The 24512-nt window shown below is 56.5% G+C and carries 15 protein-coding genes; 8 read left to right on the forward strand and 7 right to left on the reverse strand.

Translation table 11 applies throughout. The features are described 5' to 3' along the window. The first annotated feature begins 687 nt into the window (after window positions 1-687). The 3 genes from FJW00_RS02640 to rcsB are packed head-to-tail and all read left to right on the forward strand — an operon-like array spanning window position 688 to window position 5171. Entirely contained in the window at window positions 688-1842 is a 1155-nt protein-coding gene (locus FJW00_RS02640; protein WP_111207495.1) for an MFS transporter, read from the forward strand. A gap of 19 nt (window positions 1843-1861) precedes the next feature. Then, entirely contained in the window at window positions 1862-4519 is a 2658-nt protein-coding gene (rcsD, locus tag FJW00_RS02645) for a phosphotransferase RcsD (protein ID WP_140923007.1), read from the forward strand. Window position 4520: 1 nt separating this feature from the next. Further along, window positions 4521-5171, forward strand: a complete 651-nt coding sequence (gene rcsB, locus FJW00_RS02650; protein WP_009089068.1) for a response regulator transcription factor RcsB — start codon at window positions 4521-4523, stop codon at window positions 5169-5171. Window positions 5172-5214: 43 nt separating this feature from the next. Here rcsB and rcsC read toward each other — a convergent pair whose 3' ends face one another. Together rcsC and gyrA are read right to left on the reverse strand one after the other, a co-directional pair. Further along, window positions 5215-8067 (reverse strand): two-component system sensor histidine kinase RcsC, encoded by a 2853-nt coding sequence (gene rcsC / locus FJW00_RS02655; RefSeq protein WP_140923008.1) that lies wholly within the window; start codon window positions 8065-8067, stop codon window positions 5215-5217. A 1055-nt stretch (window positions 8068-9122) separates the two neighbouring features. Continuing rightward, on the reverse strand, window positions 9123-11789 hold the full coding sequence (gene gyrA, locus FJW00_RS02660) for a DNA topoisomerase (ATP-hydrolyzing) subunit A (RefSeq protein ID WP_111207499.1): 2667 nt from the start codon (window positions 11787-11789) through the stop codon (window positions 9123-9125). A 177-nt stretch (window positions 11790-11966) separates the two neighbouring features. Here gyrA and ubiG point away from each other — a divergent pair, with 177 nt between their 5' ends. The 4 genes from ubiG to yfaE all read left to right on the forward strand — a co-directional run bounded on the left by ubiG (window position 11967) and on the right by yfaE (window position 16949). Beyond that, on the forward strand, window positions 11967-12692 hold the full coding sequence (gene ubiG / locus FJW00_RS02665; RefSeq protein ID WP_009089062.1) for a bifunctional 2-polyprenyl-6-hydroxyphenol methylase/3-demethylubiquinol 3-O-methyltransferase UbiG: 726 nt from the start codon (window positions 11967-11969) through the stop codon (window positions 12690-12692). 502 nt (window positions 12693-13194) lie between these two features. Further along, window positions 13195-15480, forward strand: a complete 2286-nt coding sequence (nrdA, locus tag FJW00_RS02670) for a class 1a ribonucleoside-diphosphate reductase subunit alpha (protein ID WP_009089060.1) — start codon at window positions 13195-13197, stop codon at window positions 15478-15480. A gap of 75 nt (window positions 15481-15555) precedes the next feature. Further along, a complete protein-coding gene (gene nrdB / locus FJW00_RS02675; RefSeq protein WP_009089058.1) occupies window positions 15556-16686 on the forward strand; it encodes a class Ia ribonucleoside-diphosphate reductase subunit beta in 1131 nt (376 codons plus the stop codon). A gap of 2 nt (window positions 16687-16688) precedes the next feature. Next, a complete protein-coding gene (gene yfaE / locus FJW00_RS02680; protein WP_009089055.1) occupies window positions 16689-16949 on the forward strand; it encodes a class I ribonucleotide reductase maintenance protein YfaE in 261 nt (86 codons plus the stop codon). Between the two features lie 256 nt (window positions 16950-17205). On the opposite strand, the gene FJW00_RS02685 is transcribed toward yfaE, so the two are convergent. Both FJW00_RS02685 and elaB read right to left on the reverse strand, forming a co-directional pair. Then, a complete protein-coding gene (locus FJW00_RS02685; protein ID WP_111207503.1) occupies window positions 17206-18402 on the reverse strand; it encodes a nicotinamide mononucleotide deamidase-related protein YfaY in 1197 nt (398 codons plus the stop codon). A 197-nt stretch (window positions 18403-18599) separates the two neighbouring features. Then, the gene (gene elaB / locus FJW00_RS02690; protein WP_009089050.1) at window positions 18600-18911 is read right to left on the reverse strand and encodes a stress response protein ElaB; all 312 of its coding nucleotides are present in this window, start codon (window positions 18909-18911) and stop codon (window positions 18600-18602) included. 334 nt (window positions 18912-19245) lie between these two features. Here elaB and FJW00_RS02695 point away from each other — a divergent pair, with 334 nt between their 5' ends. Next, the gene (locus FJW00_RS02695; RefSeq protein WP_033736167.1) at window positions 19246-20904 is read left to right on the forward strand and encodes a glucan biosynthesis protein D; all 1659 of its coding nucleotides are present in this window, start codon (window positions 19246-19248) and stop codon (window positions 20902-20904) included. 32 nt (window positions 20905-20936) lie between these two features. On the opposite strand, the gene FJW00_RS02700 is transcribed toward FJW00_RS02695, so the two are convergent. From FJW00_RS02700 to nuoM, 3 genes are all read right to left on the reverse strand, one after another. After that, window positions 20937-21395, reverse strand: coding sequence for a GNAT family N-acetyltransferase (locus tag FJW00_RS02700; RefSeq protein WP_140923009.1), 459 nt, complete (start codon window positions 21393-21395; stop codon window positions 20937-20939). Window positions 21396-21523: 128 nt separating this feature from the next. Beyond that, on the reverse strand, window positions 21524-22981 hold the full coding sequence (gene nuoN, locus FJW00_RS02705; protein ID WP_046102270.1) for an NADH-quinone oxidoreductase subunit NuoN: 1458 nt from the start codon (window positions 22979-22981) through the stop codon (window positions 21524-21526). Between the two features lie 6 nt (window positions 22982-22987). Next, window positions 22988-24508 (reverse strand): NADH-quinone oxidoreductase subunit M, encoded by a 1521-nt coding sequence (gene nuoM / locus FJW00_RS02710; RefSeq protein ID WP_009089040.1) that lies wholly within the window; start codon window positions 24506-24508, stop codon window positions 22988-22990. Window positions 24509-24512: the final 4 nt, after the last annotated feature.

The raw sequence follows: 24512 nt of genomic DNA on the forward strand, positions 1-24512 counted from the left end.
ATTTATTTTACGTTTACGATATTCACACTTAGTTCCACCCACTGAAAAACAGCGGGCGCGTTAACCTGGTGTATGTAGTAAGGGCAAAGCCAAGCGGCGCCGCAGATCCTGGTCCGGGCAGAAAACAACGCTTTTATTGTTAGATTAAGTTGTACAGACGGACGCGAAACGTAGCGGTTCTGACAAAATAACTTTTATCCTAAACGTGCTGAAAATCAACACCAATGTACAGATTTAATTATGATTTAATCTTTATTACATAAGTCAGTCTTGCTATAAAACGTTCATGAAATAACGCTTTGCCCTTGATTTTTCATGTCAATTTGTGGCGGGATGTTTCCACAAATGTCACAAAACGGCTAAAATATCGCCATTCTGAGAACTTCAGGGCGCTGAAAAGATTTTTTTAGTTATGCGATTCAGCCAGCATTTCCCACCGAGACGACAGCTTCGTTTAAGCAGACAACCCGTTGAAAACGGCACTGAAATTTGAGTTAAGTCGACCTGCGCGGCGTCCCGTCCTGCCAGGAAAGTTCTGGAAAAAATCCGCAGCGCATTAAAAATCGGTAAACTCCCGGTTTTGTCATATTGATGAGGGTGCTGCACCCCTGCTGATAAGAGGCGCGACGGCCACAGATTGCCGGCCGGTGCTACACTTTTTCGCTTTATCACTGATGAATCTGACCTATGACCGCACTGGACGCTGCACAACAACATCAACAGCAGAGCCGCCTGAACTGGGGCACCCGCACCATCTTCCTGATCAACGGGTTAGGCATGTCAGCCTGGGCACCGCTGGTGCCGTTTGCCCGTGATCGTCTGCAGCTGAGCGGCGCCTCACTGGGTGCGTTGCTGCTCTGTCTCGGCATCGGTTCACTGGCGGCGATGCCGGTCACCGGCACGCTGGTTGCGCGCTTTGGCTGCCGTCGGGTGATGTGTTTCTCCACTCTGTTGGTGCTGGTCATGATGCCGCTGCTGGCCACGGCGGACTCGCATCTGCTGATGGCGGCCGCGCTGATGCTGTTTGGTGCCGGGCTGGGCATGCTGGATGTCGCCATGAATTATCAGGCGGTTCAGGTTGAACAGGCGGCGGGTCAGCCGATGATGTCCGGCTTTCATGGCTTCTTCAGCCTTGGCGGCATTCTGGGTGCAGGGACGGTCAGCCTGCTGCTGAGCCAGTCGTTCTCACCGCTGGCCGCCACGCTGGTGGTGATGGCCGTGATGCTGCTGCTGTTACTGTGGCGCATCCCGGTATTAATGAATGAGCGTCTCCATCAGCCCGACCAGCCCTGGCTGGTGATCCCCCGTGGCTGGGTGGCGTTTCTCGGCCTGCTCTGCTTTATTCTCTTTCTGGCAGAGGGTGCGGTGCTCGACTGGGGCGCGCTGCTGCTGCTGCAGAACCCGGCGATGTCAACGGCCTATGCCGGCCTCGGCTATGCCACCTTCTCCGTGGCAATGACGCTGGGGCGGTTCAGCGGCGATAAAATCATCCAGCGCTTTGGTCGCTATCCGGTGATGATAACCGGGGCGCTGACCGCCGCCGCGGGCATGACGCTGGCGGTGTGGCTGCCGTGGCCGGAGATCGCCCTGCTGGCTTTCCTGCTGGTCGGCTTTGGTTTATCCAATACGGTGCCGATGTTGTTCAATGCTGCCGGGAATCAACAGGATATGCCCGCGAACCTGGCGATTTCTGCCATGACAACGCTGGGATATGCGGGTATTCTCTCAGGTCCGGCTTTAATCGGATTCATTTCGCAATGGATCAGCCTCAGCGGCGCGTTTTTAGTGATCGCCCTGCTGCTGTTAGTGGTAGCCGCCAGTGCGCGAAGAGTTGCGCGATAATTCAGGTACCTGACACGCTATGTTGTATAAGTTTCCACTGACATCCGGCAATGTCACCCGCTTTTTTGTGGTTTTCAATCTGGTGCTCCTGCTGGCGCTGGGCTTTATGGTGCAGAACTCCGTGAATGCCTGGCTCACCGGAAAACGCTATGCCATGGACGATCTGGCCCGCGACGTTCAGAAGCGTATCGACGCCTATCGCTTTGCCACCTGGCAGATCTATGAAAACCTCTCCACCAGTGCGGCAGGAACGCCTCCGGGCAGCAGCCTGCAGGAGACGCGCCTGCGTCCTGACGTCTACTATCTGGAAAAAACCCGCCGCAAGACCGAAGCACTGATCTTCGGATCGCATGACAGCAGCACGCTGGATATGACCATGCGGATGTCCAACTATCTGGATACGCTCTGGGGCGCAGAAAACCCGACCTGGTCGATGTACTTTTTAAATGGTCAGGACAATAGCCTGATCATGATCTCCACGCTGCCGCTGAAGGATATGGCGACGCGCTACAAAGAGAGCGCCATCAGTTCAATGGTGGACAGCCGTCGCGCTGAAATGCTGCAGCAGGCGAACGCGCTGGACGAGCGTGAGAGCTTCTCGCCCCTGCGTCACCTCGCCTTCCAGAACGATCACTATTTCACGCTGCGCACCACCTTTAATCAGCCGGGCCACCTGGCCACTGTAGTTGCCTTTGATCTGCCGGTGAACGATTTGGTGCCGCAGAATATGCCGCTGGAGAATTTCCAGCTGCGTCAGGACAGCTCACTGCCCTCTGCCAGCAGTGAACAGCAGGAGGTGGAAAATACGCACATCTCGCTGGTTAACCCGAACGTCGAGATTGCCGCCACGCTGCCCAGCACCCCGCTGCAGCTGGTCTATCAGGTGCCGATTACCCGCCTGATCGTCGACACGCTGCACAACCTGCTCTGGCCGCTGCTGATCAACCTGCTGCTGTTCCTGCTGTCGCTGGGCGGTGTGATGCTGCTGCGTCAGCAGTCCCTGCGCCCCAGTGAGAACCAGAGCGCGGAACTCGACTCGCTTCGGGTACTGAATGAAGAGATTGTGGGCAGCCTGCCGGTGGGCCTGCTGGTCTATGACTTTGCCAGCAACCGCACCCTGCTGAGCAACAAGATTGCAGAGCATCTTCTGCCGCACCTCAATCTGCAGAAGATTATTAATATGTCCGACCAGCATCAGGGCGTTCTGCAGGCTACCATCAATAACGAAGTGTATGAGATCCGCCACGCCCGTAGCGTGCTCTCACCCCATACCCAGCTGTTTATGATGCGTGACCAGGATCGCGAACTGCTGGTGAACAAGAAGCTGCAGAAAGCGCAGCAGGTTCTGGATCGCAACCATCAGATGCGTCAGCAACTGCTGCACAATCTTGGTCATGCGCTGAATCAGCCGCTGGAGAAGATCGTGGCGCAGCTGGTGCAGCTCAGCCAGCGGGATGCCGATGAATCCGTACTCGACCTGCTTGATGAGAGCCAGGGGCTGGCGCGGCTGGTGGATGATATCGTGCTGCTGAACCGGCTGGAGGCGCACGACTGGTCACCGGATGCCACCATCTTCAACCTGCAGGAACTGCTGGATGAGATCGCACTGGAAAGCCTGCCGCTGATGCGTCGCAAAGGGTTGTCACTGGTGGTGAATAACCATCTGGCCAATGATGAGATGCGCTTTGGCGACCGTCGCGCCCTGCGTAAGGTGCTGACCACCCTGATGCACTATGCGCTGACCACCACCCGCTGGGGAAAAATCACCCTGGAAGTTAAGGTTGCGAATAAACAGGCCGATAGACTCATCATCGAACTGGTTGATACCGGCGCGGGCCTGACCGTGGATGAGCTGGCGAATGTCGATTTCCCGTTCCTGGGCGACACCAGCCAGGATCGATATGGTCAGGCGTCAGGCATGGCCTTCTTCCTCTGTAAACAGCTCTGCAAGCAGATGGGGGGCAGTCTGGATATCGTCGCGAAAGCGGATATCGGCACCCGCTATAATATGCAGCTGCCGATGGCACTGGAGCAGAAGCAGGAAGAAGAAGAGGAAAAAATTCTGGATGGGGTTACCGCCCTGGTGGAGATCACCGTGGAGGATGTCCATAAAATCATCTGCCGCCATCTGGAAAACTGGGGAGCGCGCTGTCTCACTCCGGACGAGCGTATTTCCGGACAGGATCACGACGTGCTGGTAACCGACGATCCGTCGAAGCTGAGCGGCTGGGCACTGCTGCTGGCGGAAGATGAGCTCGGTCATCATGCACTGAACGACCAGCAGTATCGGGTCAATTTCAATCTCAGTAATGCGCTGCTGGATGCATTGCTGGCCCTGATTGAGAAGCAACTGTCGCATGATGTGATGGATAATGACAGGGAAGACGACACAGCCACGCCATTGATGAGCGGCGGCTATTTCCAGCTGTTTACCGAGACAGTACCGGTTGATGTGAAGAGACTGTATACTGAGTCAGCAGAAAAGGACTACGACTCGCTTGCTCAGACAGCGCATCGCCTGAAGGGCGTGTTTGCCATGCTCAACCTGTCTCCCGGCAAACAGCTTTGTGAAGAGTTAGAACACCACATTAAAGCGTGTGACGATTCAAACATTACAAATACCACCAGTGATATTGACGCTTACGTCAATCAACTGCTGCAGCAAGGTAACCAATAAGATGAATAACTTAAATGTAATTATTGCCGATGACCATCCAATTGTCCTTTTCGGTATCCGAAAGTCTCTGGAACAAATTGAATGGGTCAACGTTGTAGGTGAGTTCGAAGACTCAACAGCACTGATCAACAATCTGTCCAAGCTGGATGCTAACGTCCTGATCACCGACCTCTCTATGCCTGGTGAGAAGTATGGCGATGGCATCACGCTGATTAAATACATCAAACGCCACTATCCGGATCTCTCCATTATTGTTCTGACGATGAACAATAACCCGGCGATCCTGAGCTCTGTGCTTGATCTCGACATCGAAGGCATCGTGCTGAAACAGGGCGCGCCAACCGACCTGCCGAAAGCGCTGGCAGCCCTGCAGAAAGGCAAGAAATATACGCCGGAAAGCGTGGCGAAACTGCTGGAGAAAATCAGCGCGGGCGGTTACGGCGACAAGCGCCTGTCACCGAAAGAGAGCGAAGTGCTGCGTCTGTTCGCAGAAGGTTTCCTGGTGACAGAAATTGCCAAGAAACTGAACCGCAGTATTAAAACCATCAGCAGCCAGAAGAAATCAGCGATGATGAAACTGGGCGTGGATAACGATATTGCCCTGCTGAACTACCTCTCCTCTGTCAGCCAGACCCAGGTCGAAAGAGACTAATCGATCGCTGAGGCGGTGCAGCCTGCACCGCCTCCCCTCTGCCCTACTTCATGCGCGTTTTACGCACCCGCTCAGCATAGATTGCCAGCGTACTTTTCAGCACATCTAACGTCACCGGTTTCGACAGGCAGTTATCCATGCCCGCGTCCATACAACGCTGCTTCTCTTCGGCCAGCGCATTTGCCGTGACGCCGATGACCGGGAAGAGATGCCCCAGCTGACGTAACCGCTGCGTCAGGCGATACCCATCCATGTTCGGCATGTTCACGTCGGTCAGTACGATGTCGATCTCATTGCGGCTCAGCACGTTAAGCGCATCGACGCCATCCTGGGCGGTTTTCACCTGATACCCCAGCGTGCCGAGCTGTTCTGAAAGCAGCATGCGGTTAATCGGATGGTCATCGACGATGAGAACCATGATGTCATCGTTGTGAATCTTCTCTTCCACCGGGCCAGCCAGCAGCAGCGCATCTGCCGCGTCGTGGCCGAGCGAGATGCGATAGATACGCGCCAGCAACGCCGGTACCTCATGCAGTGTGGCGGTCGAGTGAACCCAGCGTCCAGGCTGACGTTCACGCGGCATATCCACATGCGATCCATCAAATGTGACCAGCGCCCGCAACGGTAGATCGAGCTCCAGCTCGTAATCGGTCATCACCACATCGTCGGGGCCCGGTCTGCCGTTATAATCCGCAACCTGAATCCCCTGCTGCTGCATCTGACGCGTGATAAACGCCGCCAGGTAATCATTGCGCATCGCCAGCCAGATTTTCTTCTCCTGCAAATCCTCCAGCAGCATCAGCGACGGCTTCTGCCCTTTGTAGACGGGAATACGCACAATGAACTGACTGCCCATGCCCGGCTCTGAGTCGACCTCAATGTCGCCGTCCATCATATTGATCAGCTTTTCACAGATCGCCAGTCCCAGCCCGGTGCCCTGGAAATTACGCTGCACGCCATTCCCGACCTGGAAGAAGGGATCAAACAGGCGCGGCAGCTCTTTCGCCGGAATTCCGACCCCGGTATCGCGCACCCGGAAAGCCAGATAGCCCTGCGAGACGTAGGCGTGCAGGATAATACAGCCGGTGTGGGTGAACTTAATGGCGTTGTTCAGCAGGTTGGAGATCACCTGTTGCAGACGCAACGGATCGCCATCCAGCACCTGCGGAACGTCATGTTCGATAAAGCAGTAGAGCGTCAGTCGCTTCTTCACCACCAGCGACAGATAGTTGCCGACGATGTGGGTCACGATTTCACGCGGTGCAAACGGACGCGGCTCGATCTTCAGCTGCTCTGACTCGATTTTAGAGAAGTCGAGGATATCGCTGATGATTTTCAGCAGCAGGCTGGAGGAGTTGTTCATCGCCGTCACCAGCGAGTCGATCCCGCTGGGCAGTTGCCGGGTCTGCAGCAGATCGAGGTTACCGATAATCCCATAGAGCGGCGTGCGCAGCTCATGGCTGACGGTGGCAAGGAACATCGACTTCGACTGGCTCGCCTGCTCTGCCGCATGGGCCATCTCCTGCAGCGACTGCTCCATGCGGACACGGGCCGACACGTCCACCAGTACACAGATCGCCACGTTTTCATTGCGATAGCGCGAATGGACAAAGCTGATTTGCAGGTTGGTGTTGCTGCCGGTGAGCACATCAACAAAGTTAACCTGCTGGCCGCCGATAATCTCATTCAGCCGCAGGCGATCTTCCTGGGTCAGCAGGGTCAGGTAATTGTGCGCCAGCTCGTTACTCAGAATATTGGTGCCGTCGCTGGTGCGTAAAATACAGATCCCCACCGGCGCCGAGGCCACAATCTTACGGTTGAACTGTTCATGCTCTTCCAGCCGGTGCGCATTCTCCTCGGCGGGCAGGAACATCCGGCGCTCAAACAGCCAGGCGAGCGTAAACAGAATGATGGCGCTGAATACATTAAGCAGCAGCGCATTGATGATCATCAGCTTCAGCTGATCCATCATCACGTCAGTGGGTATCGACCACACCACGTTGAGATCGGAAGGCGGCAGCGGCTTTTTCAGCACCAGCTGACGGTAACCATTCAGATAACCGAACCAGGTTTTGTCATCGGGCAGGCTGTCGAGCGAGAAGCCCAGCCCGCCACGGCGCGAATTGAGCAGTGGACGATAATTTTCGTCGGTAATCGAGGCGATGATCGGCAGACTGCCCGGCTGAATAAACTCATCCAGGCGGATATTCTGCTCGACACCCAGCAGCGCCTGCAACTTGTTGGCCACGTAGACCGGCACCACCATGTAGAAGGTGCCGACACCCGGCTGAGCACTGCTGTTGATCCAGTACATCGGGTTGCGGCGCTCTTCTTCGTTGCTGTTACGGTAGCGCAGCACATTCTCACGCAGCGATTTCAGGCTGCGCTCCCGATCGGCGGTGCTGCTGCCAATCGTAAAGTCAGCCAGACACTGGCTTTCCCCTCCGATAAAGAACACCCGGTTCAGCTCATACGAGGAGGCGAAGTTGCTTTTCCAGTAGTTGATGTAATAACTGAGGGAGTCGAGCGAGTTGCGCCAGGTGTTGCTCATGGCGGTGCAGTCGCCATCTGAAAACAGCGGCGTAAACTGCGGCTGGGTCGTTTTACCCGGGATCATGCCGGTCAGCGCATCCATGCCGTTGCTGGCATTCGTCAGCCGGTTCTCCGTGATATATTTCAGCTCCCGCATCATGTCGGCGGAGTGCCGCACATACCACTGTATCGTGCCGTAGTTGCTGGCAAACTCCTGACGAACCTGCGTCTCTTTATTGTGCAGCACGCTGATGATGTAAAACGCGGTAAGAACAGCGCCCAGCGTCCAGATTAGCAGCGCCAGCGCTCGGAAAAGATAGCGCGAGATGCGAAGCGTAGTGCGGAAAGAGACAGGATATTTCAAAGGGAACTCGCAGTTGGCAAGGTTAGTCGCATCATCAATTTTTATTGCCCATACACTAGCTTCATCGGGCGAAAAAAGCCAGCCAGCGGAAGGCCCGGCAGGCAGTTTGGGACGCTTTTCGGACAGCTTTTACCGCCACGCCTGACGTCTCCCATCACCCGCCTGAAGCGAAACCGTTTTCCAGCCAGAAAGAGCTGAAGCGACACCACATCCCGGCCAGAAAGAGCTGAAGCAACACCCTATCCCGGCGAGAAAGGTCTGCCATGCCCGAAGAGCAAAGCGTCCACGCCAGGGATGGCGTGGCCGATCCGCAGGGATGCGGGAATCCTTTGCGATCGGGCATGGCGGGCCTTTCGTTCGCAGCGGCCTCACCGCCACACCCACAAGAATCCGCATCCTCCCGCCCGCGCACTCACCCGCCTGAAGCAACCCCCCTATCCCGGCGAGAAAGGCCTGCCATGCCCGAAGAGCAAAGCGTCCACGTCAGGGATGGCGTGGCCGATCCGCAGGGATGCGGGAATCCTTTGCGATCGGGCGTGGCGGGCCTTTCGCTCAAAGCAGCCTCACCGCCACACCCACAAGAATACGCATCCTCCCGCCCGCGCACTCACCCGCCTGAAGCGACACCGCATCCCGGCGAGAAAGGCCTGCCATGCCCGAAGAGCAAAGCGTCCACGCCAGGGATGGCGTGGCCGATCCGCAGGGATGCGGGAATCCTTTGCGATCGGGCGTGGCGGGCCTTTCGATCGCAGCGGCCTCTCCGCCACACCCAAAAGAACCCGCATCCTCCCGCCCGCGCACTCACACGCCTGAAGCGACACCACATCCCGGCGAGAAAGGCCTGCCATGCCCGAAGAGCAAAGCGTCCACGCCAGGGATGGCGTGGCCGATCCGCTGGGATGCGGGAATCCTTTGCGATCGGGCATGGCGGGTCTTTCGATCGCAGCGGCCTCATCGCCGCCACAGGCTACCTTGCACACCGCATAAAAAAACGGCAGGCCGGGTTTCCCCTGACCTGCCGTTTCTGCAACGAACCTCAGCTTATGCCAGACAACTTACTCGTCGTCTTCAGCCGCGTCGTCTTCGTCTTCCGCTTCCGGTGCAATCTCTTCATCGTCAGAATCCGCTTCAGGCGCGATATCATCCTCGCCTTCCGCCACGCTGCCGTCGATTGAATCCAGCTCTTCCTCTTCAACCGGCTCGGCGACACGCTGCAATCCGACCACATTCTCATCCTCTGCGGTGCGGATCAGAATCACACCCTGGGTATTACGACCCACGACGCTGACTTCTGAAACGCGGGTACGCACCAGCGTACCGGCATCGGTGATCATCATAATCTGATCGCTATCCACCACCTGAACAGCGCCAATCACCGGACCGTTACGATCGGTCACCTTGATTGAAATCACACCCTGCGTCGCACGCGACTTGGTCGGGTATTCGCTGTTGGCGGTACGCTTGCCGTAACCATTCTGCGTCACGGTAAGAATCGCACCCTCTTCACGCGGCACAATCAGAGAAACTACGCGATCGCCTTCGGCCAGCTTGATACCGCGAACACCTGACGCGGTACGGCCCATGGCACGCACAGCGCTCTCGGCGAAGCGCACCACTTTACCGGCGGCGGAGAACAGCATCGCTTCGTCATTACCGTTGGTCAGCGCCACACCGATCAGCTCATCGTCGTCACGCAGATTCACGGCAATAATGCCGGCGCTGCGCGGACGGCTGAACTCTTTCAGCGCGGTCTTCTTCACGGTGCCCAGCGCGGTCGCCATAAAGATATTAAAGCCTTCGGTATACTCGCGAACCGGCAGAATCGCCGTAATACGCTCGTTCGCTTCCAGCGGCAGCAGGTTGACGATTGGACGTCCACGCGCACCACGGCTCGCTTCCGGCAGCTGATAAACCTTCATCCAGTAGAGACGGCCACGGCTGGAGAAGCAGAGAATCGTATCGTGGGTATTGGCTACCAGCAGACGATCAATGAAGTCCTCTTCCTTGATGCGTGCCGCTGACTTGCCTTTACCACCACGACGCTGCGCTTCGTAGTCACTTAGCGGCTGATACTTCACATAGCCCTGATGCGACAACGTCACCACCACGTCTTCCTGATTGATCAGGTCTTCGATGTTGATGTCCGCGCTGTTCGCGGTAATCTCGGTGCGACGATCGTCACCAAACTGATCGCGCATCAGCTCCAGCTCTTCGCGGATCACTTCCATCAGACGCTCAGCGCTCGACAGAATCAGCAGCAACCCGGCGATCTGATCCAGCAGCGCTTTATACTCATCCAGCAGCTTCTCGTGCTCAAGGCCGGTCAGTTTCTGCAGACGCAGATCCAGAATCGCCTGAGCCTGCTGCTCGGTCAGGTAGTACTGACCGTCGCGGATGCCAAACTGCGGCTCCAGCCACTCCGGACGGGCGGCGTCATCACCGGCACGCTCCAGCATCGCTGACACGTTACCGAGATCCCACGCCTGCGAAATCAGACCCGCTTTTGCTTCTGCCGGCGTTGGCGCACGGCGGATCAGCTCGATGATCGGATCGATATTCGCCAGCGCAATCGCCAGACCTTCAAGGATATGCGCACGGTCACGGGCTTTACGCAGTTCAAAAATGGTACGGCGCGTCACCACTTCACGACGATGGCGAACAAAGGCTTCCAGAATTTCCTTCAGCGCCATAATCTTCGGCTGACCCTGATGCAGGGCAACCATGTTGATACCAAACGAAGTCTGCAGCTGAGTCAGTGAATAGAGATTATTCAGCACCACTTCGCCGACCGCATCACGCTTAATCTCGATCACGATGCGCATGCCGTCTTTGTCAGACTCATCGCGCAGCGCGCTGATGCCTTCGACACGCTTCTCTTTCACCAGCTCTGCAATCTTCTCGATCAGGCGGGCTTTGTTGACCTGATAAGGCAGCTCGTGAATGACGATGGTCTCGCGGCCCGTTTTGGCATCCGCTTCCACTTCGCCACGCGCACGAATATAAATCTTCCCGCGTCCGGTGCGGTACGCTTCTTCAATGCCACGGCGGCCGTTGATGATGGCGGCGGTCGGGAAGTCAGGTCCCGGAATGTGCTCCATCAGCCCTTCAATGCTGATGTTCTCATCTTCAATGTAGGCCAGGCAGCCGTTAATCACTTCGCGCAGGTTATGCGGCGGAATATTGGTTGCCATCCCCACGGCGATACCGGAGGAACCGTTAACCAGCAGGTTAGGGATTTTGGTCGGCAGAACTTCAGGGATCTGCTCTGTGCCGTCATAGTTCGGCACAAAATCGACGGTCTCTTTTTCCAGGTCAGCTAACAGATCGTGGGCGATTTTTGACATGCGGACTTCGGTATAACGCATCGCCGCGGCGGAGTCGCCATCGATGGAGCCGAAGTTGCCTTGTCCGTCCACCAGCATGTAACGCAGGGAGAAAGGCTGGGCCATACGTACAATGGTGTCGTAAACGGCGGAATCACCATGCGGGTGATATTTACCGATAACGTCACCGACGACGCGGGCAGATTTTTTATAGGGTTTGTTCCAGTCGTTACCCAGTTCGCTCATCGCAAAGAGTACGCGACGATGCACCGGCTTCAGGCCGTCACGCACATCGGGTAAAGCTCGGCCAACGATGACCGACATGGCGTAATCGAGGTAAGAAGTCTTTAATTCTTCTTCGATATTGACCGGTGTAATTTCTCTCGCAAGGTCGCTCATGGAGCCGCTATCCCTCTACTTAATCCCGGATTTTAAAGGTGCGAAAGTATATCACACTGCAATGCTCTGGTGAACGTTAACCACCGATTTCACCCGCTTTTCCTTGTGCCTGAAAGGTGTGCCATCGGCGGTTAAGCGTTTATACTGTGGGGACATTTTGTCAGGAGTTACGATTCAATGAATGCACAACCGCAGAATCATCAGCAGAACGTCGATGCACAGGAAATTGCCAAGTTTGAGGCCGTTGCCTCGCGCTGGTGGGATCTGGAGGGTGAATTTAAACCGTTGCACCGCATTAACCCGCTGCGCCTGGGCTATATCGCGGAGCACAGCAACGGTTTGTTCGGTAAAACCGTGCTCGACGTCGGCTGCGGCGGCGGCATTTTAGCCGAGAGCATGGCGCGCGAAGGTGCGGTAGTGACCGGACTGGACATGGGAGCGGAACCTCTGGCGGTCGCACGTCTGCATGCCCTTGAGAGCGGCGTCACGCTGGACTACGTGCAGCAGACCGTAGAAGCGCATGCGGAAGAGAACGCCGGAAAATATGATGTGGTGACCTGCATGGAGATGCTGGAGCACGTTCCGGACCCGCGCTCGGTGGTGCACGCCTGTGCGCAGCTGGTTAAGCCGGGCGGCGAGGTCTTCTTCTCCACGCTGAATCGCAATCCCAAAGCCTGGCTGCTGGCGGTGTTCGGCGCAGAATATGTGCTGCGCATGGTGCCACGCGGCACCCATGACGTGAAAAAGTTTATCCGTCCTTCTGAGCTGCTCGGCTGGGTCGATGAAACCACGCTGCGTGAACGCCACATCATTGGTCTGCACTACAACCCGGTGACCAACCGCTTCAAACTGGCACCCGGCACCGACGTCAATTATATGGTGCACACGCACCGCGCCCGCTAAGTCTCTGGCCCGCCTCTTTCTCCGGCGGGCCTTCTCCCCGCTCAGCCTCTCAGACCACCACACCATTCTGATATCTGCCAGTCACTTAGCTCAGGCTGGCCCTGACAGATTTCTCCTGCCCGCCCGTCTTTTCTGCCAGAGCCGCAGAGCGCTAGCGGCTTTTGCGCAATTTTCATCCCTTTTTCTGCGCAAATCTGAGGATTGAATAAGAAATACGCGTCCGATCAAATTAACAAAAAAAAGTGTGATCGGGTTGACAGGGTGTCAGGCCTTATAAGGCGTGGGCTAAGAATTTTCGCCAGAATTACAACCCCTCCCGTCATCATTTTTTGCTCTTGTTAACCCGCCGCAAAATACTAAAATATGCCCCCATGTAGTTGCAGGTTTTCCCATCACCCCCTAGATGTTGTGTTTATCCACATATTATTCACAATGAATATGCTGTGTATAAACCGGGATTTCTTTTAATTTTTGGATACTCACGCAAAGGTAAAAACGCGACATGAACCAGAGTCTGCTCGTTACTAAACGCGATGGCCGCCAGGAGCGCATTGATCTCGACAAAATTCACCGTGTGCTGGACTGGGCAGCTGAAGGGCTGAACAACGTCTCAGTGTCACAGGTGGAGCTGCGTTCCCATATTCAGTTCTATGATGGCATCAGGACCTCTGACATTCATGAGACCATCATCAAGGCCGCAGCAGACCTCATCTCTCGCGATGCCCCTGACTATCAGTACCTGGCTGCCCGCCTGGCAATCTTCCACCTGCGCAAAAAGGCGTATGGTCAGTTTGAGCCACCGAAGCTCTATGACCAGGTCGTCAAAATGGTGGACCTCGGCAAATATGACCGCCACCTGCTGGAAGATTACAGCCCGGAAGAGTTTGCACAGATGGACGAGTTCCTCGACCACTGGCGCGACATGAACTTCTCCTATGCTGCCGTGAAGCAGCTGGAAGGCAAATATCTGGTGCAGAACCGCGTCTCCGGTGAAATTTACGAGAGCGCGCAGTTTCTCTACATTCTGGTCGCCGCCTGCCTCTTCTCTGGCTATCCGCGCGACACCCGCATGGATTACATCAGACGTTTCTATGATGCGGTTTCGACCTTTAAGATCTCCCTGCCGACGCCCATCATGTCGGGCGTGCGTACCCCGACGCGTCAGTTCAGCTCCTGTGTCCTGATCGAGTGCGGCGACAGCCTGGACTCAATCAACGCCACCTCCAGCGCGATCGTGAAATATGTCTCTCAGCGTGCCGGTATCGGCATCAACGCCGGTCGCATCCGTGCGCTGGGCAGCCCGATCCGCGGCGGTGAAGCGTTCCACACCGGCTGTATCCCGTTCTACAAACATTTCCAGACTGCGGTGAAGTCCTGTTCTCAGGGCGGCGTTCGCGGCGGTGCCGCCACGCTGTTCTACCCGATGTGGCACCTGGAAATCGAAAGTCTGCTGGTACTGAAAAACAACCGTGGTGTTGAAGGCAACCGCGTGCGCCACATGGACTATGGCGTGCAGCTCAACAAACTGATGTACCAGCGCCTGCTGAAAGGGGAAGAGATTACCCTGTTCAGCCCGTCTGATGTCCCGGGGCTGTATGACGCCTTCTTCGCCGATCAGGATGAGTTTGAGCGCCTTTACACCAAATATGAGCAGGATCAGAGCATCCGCAAACAGCGTGTCAAAGCGGTCGATCTCTTCTCTCTGATGATGCAGGAACGCGCCTCAACCGGCCGTATCTACATTCAGAACGTCGATCACTGCAACACGCACAGCCCGTTTGATGCCAGCATCGCGCCGGTTCGCCAGTCTAACCTCTGCCTGGAGATCGCGCTGCCGACTAAGCCGCTGGAAGATGTGAACGACGAAAACGGTGAGATCGCCCTGTGTACGCTCTCTGCGTTCAACCTGGGTGCCATTGACAGCCTCGACGATCTGGAAGAGCTGGCAACCCTGGCGGTGCGTGCGCTTGACGCCCTGCTCGACTATCAGGATTACCCCATCCCGGCAGCGAAGCGTGGCGCGATGGGTCGTCGTACCCTGGGTATCGGCGTGATCAACTACGCTTACTACCTGGCGAAGCATGGTGTGCGCTACTCCGACGGCAGCGCCAATGGCCTGACGCACAAGACCTTTGAAGCCATTCAGTATTACCTGCTGAAAGCCTCAAACGCGCTGGCGAAAGAGCAAGGTGCGTGCCCGTGGTTCAACGAAACCACCTATGCGCAGGGCATCCTGCCTATCGACACCTACAAGAAAGATCTGGACGCGATCAGCAACGAACCGCTGCATCTCGACTGGGAAAGCCTGCGTGAAGAGATCAAAACTCACGGCCTACGCAACTCGACGCTGTCAGCGCTGATGCCGTCTGAGACATCGTCGCAGATCTCTAATGCCACCAACGGCATTGAGCCGCCACGCGGTCACATCAGCATCAAAGCGTCGAAAGATGGCATCCTGCGTCAGGTGGTGCCGGAGTATGAGCGCCTGAAAGATCAGTATGAGCTGCTGTGGGAAATGCCGAACAACGATGGCTATCTGCAGCTGGTGGGTCTGATGCAGAAATTCATCGACCAGGCGATTTCGTCTAACACCAACTACGATCCATCCCGCTTTGCCAACGGTAAAGTGCCGATGAAGCAACTGCTGAAAGATCTGCTGACGGCGTACAAGTTCGGCGTGAAAACGCTCTACTATCAGAACACCCGTGACGGTGCGGAAGATGCTCAGGATGACCTGGCACCTTCTATCCAGGATGATGGCTGCGAGAGCGGCGCCTGTAAAATCTAATGGCCAGGCGGGAGATTCTCCCGCCTCATTCATTTCACGAGGCCACTTCGCTTCCTCTTTTTTTGGACAACTTTTATGGCTTACTCCACCTTCTCACAGAACAAAAATGATCAGCTGAAAGAGCCGATGTTTTTCGGTCAGTCGGTCAACGTGGCGCGCTTCGACCAGCAGAAATATGACATCTTTGAAAAGCTGATCGAAAAGCAGCTCTCTTTCTTCTGGCGTCCCGAAGAGGTCGACGTGTCCCGCGACCGTATCGACTATCAGGCGCTGCCGGAACATGAAAAGCATATCTTCATCAGCAACCTGAAGTATCAGACGCTGCTGGATTCGATTCAGGGCCGCAGCCCGAACGTCGCGCTGCTGCCACTGATCTCGATCCCTGAGCTGGAAACCTGGATCGAAACCTGGGCCTTCTCCGAGACGATTCACTCCCGTTCTTACACCCACATTATCCGTAATATCGTGAACGATCCGGCGCTGGTGTTTGACGATATCGTCACCAACGAGCAGATTCTGGCGCGCGCTCAGGATATCTCACGCTATTACGACGACCTGATTGAGATGACCAACTACTGGCATCAGCTGGGCGAAGGCACGCATCAGGTCAACGGCAAAACGGTTGTCGTCAGCCTGCGTGCCCTGAAGAAGCAGCTTTATATCTGTCTGATGAGCGTCAATGCGCTGGAAGCCATCCGCTTCTATGTCAGCTTCGCCTGTTCATTCGCCTTCGCAGAGCGTGAACTGATGGAAGGCAACGCCAAAATCATCAAGCTGATCGCCCGCGATGAAGCGCTGCATCTGACCGGCACCCAGCATATGCTGAACCTGCTGCGCAGCGGTGAAGACGATCCGGAGATGAAAGAGATTGCGGCAGAGTGCCGTGATGAGTGCTTCGAGCTGTTTAAGAAGGCCGCCGAGCAGGAGAAAGAGTGGGCAGACTATCTGTTCAGCGGCGGCTCAATGATCGGCCTGAACAAAGATATTCTCTGCCAGTACATTGAGTACATCACCAATATCCGTATGCAGGCAGTAGGCCTTGATTTGCCGTTCCAGACGCGGTCAAACCCGATTCCGTGGATCAACTCCTGGCTGGTGTCTGACAACGTTCAGGTTGCGCCGCAGGAAGTGGAAGTGAGCTCCTATCTGGTGGGTCAGATTGACTCTGAAGTGGGCGCTAATGACTTCGACGACTTCCAGCTGTAATCATGAGCCGCGACGTTGTTATTCTGCGCAGCTCCGGCACCCGGCTGGAATGCACGGACGAGCACACGAATCTGCTGACGCTGCTGGAAGCCAACAATCTCTGCGTGGAGTTCCAGTGCCGTGAAGGTTACTGCGGTTCCTGCCGGATGCGGCTGCTGAAGGGTGAAGTGCACTACCCGCAGAAGCCGCTGGCCTTTGTGCAGCAGGATGAGATCCTGCCCTGCTGCTGCAAAGCCAAAGGCGAGATTGAGCTTGAGTTGTAACTGAGACGAAAAAAGTCTGACTTGATTTGCTTTGAGATCGCGTCAGCTCAGGGAACACGGTCAGATCGGAAAGACGCAAAAAGCGTCATCCCTGACAGCTCGGCCCGCGCCGTCCATGGCGCGGGACGCTTTCCTCCTCTGCCCGTGTTCCCTGCGCTTTAAGCCTATTTATTGCTGTCAGACTAACCCTGTATGGGTTGAATCCGTAGTCTGATCCAGACGGGCGCCTCAGGCGCCCGTTTTATTTTCCCTGTTCTCACTGTCTGATAGTTTCAAGCACATCAATCCAGCCGTGACCGGTGCTGACTTCGCTGCCGTGCAACCAGCGGCGCAGCATGTTCATCGCCATCATTGCCACCACCTTCTGCCGCGTCTCCAGGTTATGACGGCCGGTGCTGAATTTCACCCGCTGTCCGACACTGCCTTCCGGAGTATGCAGGGCAATCGCTATCTCTTCCTGATCCAGACTGCCGACAGAGAGCGCCAGCGCCGCCTGCTGCTGCGCGGCGAGCTGGCCGGTGCGGGTAACCTGCTGCTCAAGCGTCTCAGGGCGGGAAGGCAGAATGTCTGCACCGCGCAACGGCACACTGGCAGCAGCCAGTTGCCAGTAGAGCAGTCCGGCGGTGTACTGCTCACTGATCGCCAGCGCTGCACCGCGCTGCGTCAGTTCACGGGCCAGCAGGGCCGGTAAACCTTCGGTGCCTTCAAAAATGGTGCATTCCGCCAGCAGCAGCCGAACCTGCTGCCACGCCTGCTCCATCGCCACACGCTGACTTGCCGGGCCGGTGAGTTTGATCTCGATAATCGGCATGGAGGAGCGATAACCCATCACCACACCCTCGGGCAGCGGCAGCGACTCCAGTTCGGCGGCGATATCACTTTCGCCGCGACCAAAGGTTGTCAGTCGCAGACAAACCGGCGGCTCGGGCGGCGTAAACTTCGCCTTCAGGCGCGGAATGATCTGCTGCTCCACCATGACTTTAAACTCAGAGGGAACGCCGGGCGTGAAAAACATCCAGCAGCGATTGAGCTGCAGGGCAAAGCCACAGGCGGTGCCGACCGGATTATCAATCAGTTCTGCATTGGCCGGGATCTCGGCCTGCTTGCGATTACTCGCCGCCATCACCCGTCCCCGGCTGGCAAACCAGGCTTCCATCTGCTCCAGCCACCCCTGCTGCATCTCCAGTTCCACGCCACAGGCCTGAGCCGCGGCCAGCGCACTGAGATCGTCACTGGTCGGCCCCAGCCCGCCATTCACGATCAGCACATCCGCCTCGTGACTGCGCGCCTGCAGCGTCGCGATCAGCGAATCGAGAGAATCCCCGACCGTGGTGCGGCTGGTCATCGGCAGCCCGTGCTGAAATAGCACATCCGCCAGCCAGGCCGCGTTGGTATCGACGATTTGGCCATGCAGCACCTCATCCCCGGTTGACAGCATCTCTACTCTGATCACGTCGCATTCTCCTTTTTAACGTTTGCTTTACTTTAGGAACTCCATCAGAGAAACACAATGCGCATTCCCCTGTGAGAGCACAGGGCGCTTCAGGCCGGAAGGAGAAAAATGAGGGTTTACGGAGGCGGGCCGTGCGTTCAGGAAAAACAAAAACGGCGGGTGAGACCCGCCGTTTGATGACTGTCAGGCCGTCGCGATTAACGACGCGCCAGCAGCAGCCCCAGGATCAGACCGGCGGTAGCGCCGATGCCAACACCCTGCCAGGGTTTTTCGTGCACGTAATCGTCGGCACGGTAAGCGGCCTGTTTTGCACGATAGTAGTAGCTATCGGACGCCTGGCTGACACGGGATTTCACATCGTGCAGCGCCTGTTCGGCTTTGCTTTTAAGCTCGATGTACTTCTGGTCAGCCGGATCACCGGATGCCTTCAGTACTTCTTCCAGCGTTTCCGTCAGTAACGCAATATCGTCATCGAGGCCCGTTTCGAATTGATTTGTCTGGTTTACCATCGTTTCCTCCGTGTGAATTGCAAAGCAGTTCATTAACTATAGCCACAATCTGACGCTCTGCCGATTTCCTGCGCCAGGAATCACCTGATTTTTCATTTGTTAACCGGGGCAGCGTCAGGCAGCGCGCCCTTCCCTGTGCAAAGATGCGTAAGACGCAGCGGCAGAGACGCAATTTCGCTTCGCTTCTTTGATTAATCTGATAAATTTTAACGGAACTGAATTTTCCAGTTACCCTGCTGTCGTACCCCTCTGTTGCCTGTGATTATCGGGCCATGAAAGTGCATTTTGCACGACAGTCACGACACCCTCGAACAGCTAAGGAATGATCTCTGGCATGAATCGAAGAATGTTTATGAAAGCGTCAATGGCCTTCTCCGCCGTCAGCGGCATGACCGGCCTGTCAACGCTGTTTGCGCAATCCGCCTGGGCAGAAGATGGCATTGCTGACGGAACCGCAGTACGCTTCGATTTCGACGTATTGAAGAAAAAAGCGGCCGCGCTGGCGAAGCAACCCTGGGGCGGCGCGCCAGGCGCACTGCCGGAGACACTGGCAACGCTGACGCCACAGGCGTACAACGAAATTCAGTATGACGCGAACCACTCGCTCTGGAACAACCTGCCCGACCGTCAGCTGGACGTGCAGTTCTTCCACGTCGGCATGGGCTTTAAGCGCCGCATCCGCATGTTCTCGGTTGACAGTGCCAGCCGCGAGGCGCGCGAAATCCACTTCCGTCCTGAACTGTTTAACTATAACGATGCGAAGGTCGATACAAAGCAGCTGGAGGGTAAAACCGACCTGGGCTTTGCCGGTTTCCGCGCCTTTAAGAAACCGGAACTGGCTCGCCGGGATATCGTCTCCTTCCTCGGCGCAAGCTACTTCCGTGCGGTTGACGATACTTACCAGTACGGCCTCTCGGCACGTGGCGTGGCGATCAACACCTTCAGCAACGGTCAGGAAGAGTTCCCCGATTTCACGGCCTTCTGGTTTGAAACGCCAAAAGCGGAAGATACCACCTTTACCTGCTACGCCCTGCTGGATGGCGCGAGCGTCACCGGTGCCTACAAGTTCATCATCCATTGCGAAGAGAAACGCGTGGTGATGGAGGTGGAAAACCACCTGTTTGCCCGCAAAGAGATCCGCCAGATTGGCATCTCGCCCATGACCAGCATGTTCAGCTGCGGCACGAATGAACGCCGCATGTGCAACACCTACCATCCGCAAATCCATGACTCCGATCGCCTGGCGATGTGGACCGGTAAAGGGGAATGGATTGCCCGTCCGCTGAACAATCCGCAGCGACTGCAGTTCAACGCCTATGAAGATGAGAATCCGCGTGGCTTTGGCCTGCTCCAGCTTAATCACGACTTTAAAGATTATCAGGATGTGATTGGCTGGTATGACAAGCGTCCGAGCCTGTGGGTGGAGCCGGTCGGCAAATGGGGCAAAGGTGCGATTAACCTGATGGAGATCCCGACGACCGGCGAAACGCTGGATAACGTGGTCTGCTTCTGGCAACCCGCAGAACCGGTCAAAGCGGGCAGCGAGCTGAACTTCTCCTACAAGCTCTACTGGAGTGGTCTGCCGCCGGTGCGCAGCGGTCTGGCGCGCGTTGACGCCACCCGCACCGGTATCGGCGGTTTCCCGGAAGGCTGGGCGCCTGGCGAACACTTCCCGGAAACCTGGTGCCGTCGCTTCGCCATTGATTTCATCGGGGGTGATTTGCAGGCTGCCGCGCCGAAAGGCATCGAGCCGGTCATTACCGTGTCATCCGGTAGCGTGAAACAGGTCGAGATTCTGTATGTCGACCCGCTAAAGGGTTATCGCATTCTGTTTGACTGGTATCCGAACAGCGACTCGACCGCCCCGGTCGAGATGCGCCTCTTCCTGCGCACCAAAGAGGAGACGCTGAGCGAAACCTGGCTCTATCAATATTTCCCGCCTGCGCCGGATCAGCGGAAATATGTCGATGACCGCCAGATGACGGTCGGCTGATGTCAACAGGCGAGGCTCCGGCCTCGCCTTTTTTATGGCGCGACCTTCAGCATATCGACGTGGGGGATCCCATCTTCCAGATAGACCTCCCCTGTCGCCACAAAACCATGCTGCCCGTAGAAGTTCTCCAGATGCGCCTGCGCAGAGAGAAACAGGTCGCGTCCCGGCCAGTGCTGCTGACAACGGCTGACCGCCTGCTCCATCAGACGACGTCCCAGCTGCGCACCGCGCACCCGATCGGACACGATCACCCGACCGATTTTTACCGGGCCAGAGGCCTCCTCCGGAGACAGCAGGCGCGCATAGGCCACCAGCTGTTCACCGGCCATCCCCAGCAGATGGCGGTTTTCTGCCTGTAAATCTCTGCCATCCACATCCAGATAGGCGCACTGCTGCTCCACCACAAAGACCTGACTGCGCAGCGCCAGCAGCGCATAGAGTTCGGCGGGCGTGAGTTCACGATGGTGTTTATCGAGCCAGCAAATATCCATGATTTCTCCTGAGAAGGCCGGATGGGTTATAGCGACGAGGTCATAACGTCGCGGTTTACAGATGACAGGTCAATGGCAGACAAAAAAAATCAGGCCCGAAGGCCTGATTCATCAGAGCGTCATTCCGCTTACATCAGCGGCTGAGCCATCATCACCAGTCTGATCAGTGGCTGCGGGTAGACCCCTAACAGCAGCACCAGAATGGCGGAGATCAGCACGACCACACCACCGGCGGTAAACGCCCAGTTAGCTGGCGTATCACGGGTGTGCAGCTCCGGCGGGCTGAGGTAAAGACTGACCGTGACGCGCAGATAGTAGTAAAGACCAATCGCACTGCCCGCCACCACGGCGCCGGTCAGCCACCACAGGTGTGCACTGACGCCGGAAGCGATGACGTAGAATTTACCGATAAAGCCCAGCGTCATCGGGATACCCGCCAGCGACAGCATCATCACCGTCATGACCGCAGAGAGAATCGGACGATGCCAGAACAGGCCACGGTAAGAGTAGAGCGAGTCCGCATCCGGGCCACGGTACGGGCTGGACATCAGACTGACCACACCAAACGCGCCCAGGCTGCTGAACAGGTAACCGGCCAGATAAACCCCGGACGTTTCCATCGACAGCTCATGATCTTTCACCGCAATCAGCGCCACCAGCAGATAACCCAGGTGGGCGATGGAAGAGTAACCCAGCAGACGCTTAATGTTGCTCTGCGAAATCGCCATCAGGTTACCGAACAGGATCGATACGAAGGCGATCAGGCCCAGTACCGTGCGAACGGCCTCGCTGTCGGTCACCGGCGCATACATGAAGAGACGCATGATGACACCGAAGATGGCGATCTTGCTGGCGGTCGCCAGGAAGGTCGACACCGGCGCGGGCGCACCCTGATAGACATCAGGCGTCCAGAGGTGGAACGGAACCAGCGAAAGTTTGAAGCCCAGACCGATGATCATCATGCCCAGCCCAACCAGCAGCAGGGGTTCCTGAATCATGCTGTCGGTCAGACTCTGACCCAGCGCAACGAAGCTCAGGTTGCCGGAGTCGGCGTAGATCAGCGCGATACCAAACAGCAGGAACGAGGAGGCCGCCGCGGAAAGAATGGTGTATTTCAGCGCTGCTTCCAGCGAACGTTTCTGGCGGAACGCATAGCCAATCAGACCAAACAGCGGCAGCGACAGCAGTTCAATCCCGATGAACAGTGCCGCCAGATGGTTGGCACTGGCCAGCACGATGCCACCCAGGGCCGCAATCAGCACCAGCAGGTAGAACTCATCTTTGTTGTCCGGGAAACCGGCCAGCCACGGATAGGCAAAGGTGCAGGTCGCCAGACTCGCCAGCATCACCAGCGCGGTGTAGAACATCGAATAGCCATCGACACGCAGCAGCGGCGTGACATCCATTGCGCCGACCTGACCGACAAAATAGAGCGACAGCAGCGCCAGGTTCAGGCCAACGACCGTTAGCGTGGCGTTAACGAAGTGGTTGCGTCGCCAGGCAATGGACAGCATCACAACCACCACCGTCAATCCGACGATTAACAGCGGCAGCAACGCAATCAATTGGTGAGGAGTTATTGTCATGGCGAATTACGGCCTTGTAGTTGAAATTGAAGCGGTAAACCACTGCTGAATATTGCTCATGGCAGCGTGCGAAGTATCCAGAATCGGCTGTGGATAGACGCCCAGCAGCACCAGCAGGACCACCAGAACCCCGATGGTCATGAACTCACGCGGTGACATGCCTGGCAGCGGATCTTTTGATTTCGCTTCGCCGTAGTAGGCGCGCTGCATCATGACCAGCGAGTAAACGGAGGCGAACACCAGACCAAAGGTGGAGATGATGATAATCGTCGGCACCACCTGGAAACTGCCCGTCAGGATCATGAATTCGCCGACGAAGTTACCGGTACCCGGCATCCCCAGGTTGGCGACAGCAAAGAACAGCGACAGGCCCGGAATCCATTTGATGCGTGACCAGAGTCCGCCCATCTGGCGCATATCACGGGTATGCAGACGCTCATACAGCTGACCACACAGGATGAAGAGCGCGGCAGCCGAGAGACCGTGTGCAATCATCTGGATCACCGCACCCTGCAGCGCCAGCTGGCTGCCGGTGTAGATAGCAATCAGCACAAAGCCCATGTGTGAAATCGATGTATAGGCAATCAGACGCTTGATATCGGTCTGCGAAAACGCCATCCAGGCACCGTAGAAGATCCCGATGATACCCAGCCACATGGCAACAGGCGCAAATTCCGCCGAGGCGTTCGGGAACAGCGGCAGGCTGAAACGCAGTAAGCCATATGCTGCGGTTTTCAGCAGGATGCCTGCCAGGTCAACAGAACCCGCCGTCGGCGCCTGACTGTGCGCGTCCGGCAGCCAGCCGTGCAGCGGCACCACCGGCATTTTCACCGCGAAAGCGATAAAGAAGCCCAGCATCAGCAGATATTCAACACCATGTGTCATTGGCGTCTGCAGCAGCTGCTCATAGTTGAACGTCCAGACGCCGGTTGCGTTGAAGTGGACAAACACCAGTCCCAGAATCGCAATCAGCATTACCAGACCTGACGCCTGGGTATAGATGAAGAACTTGGTTGCAGCGGTAATACGGGTTTTGCCGTCGGAGGCTTTATGACCCCAGAGCGCGATGAGGAAGTACATCGGCACCAGCATCATTTCCCAGAAGAAGAAGAACAGGAACATATCGATGGAGAGGAACACACCGATGACGCCGCCCAGGATCCACATCAGGTTGAGGTGGAAGAAGCCCTGATACTTTTCAATCTCATTCCAGGAACAGAGCACCGCCATCAGACCGAGCAGGCCGGTCAGCACCACCATCAGCAGCGACAGACCGTCGATAGCTAAATGGAAGCTGATGCCGAAGCGTGGGATCCACGGAACGGAGAAACTTGACTGCCACTGCGGAATGCCCGCTGCCTGCGTCAGTGAATAGCCTCCCTGCAACCAGAGTTGCAGTGAAAGCGCCAACGTCAGCCCCATGGTGATCAGCGCGATCCAGCGTGGCACCTTCGCGCCGAGGCGCTCGGTCAGCCAGCAGATCAGACCGCCGACGAAGGGTATGATAATTAGCCAAGGTAATAACACGGCA

It is taken from the genome of Pantoea anthophila (genome assembly GCF_006494375.1).
Classification (GTDB): Bacteria; Pseudomonadota; Gammaproteobacteria; order Enterobacterales; family Enterobacteriaceae; genus Pantoea; species Pantoea anthophila.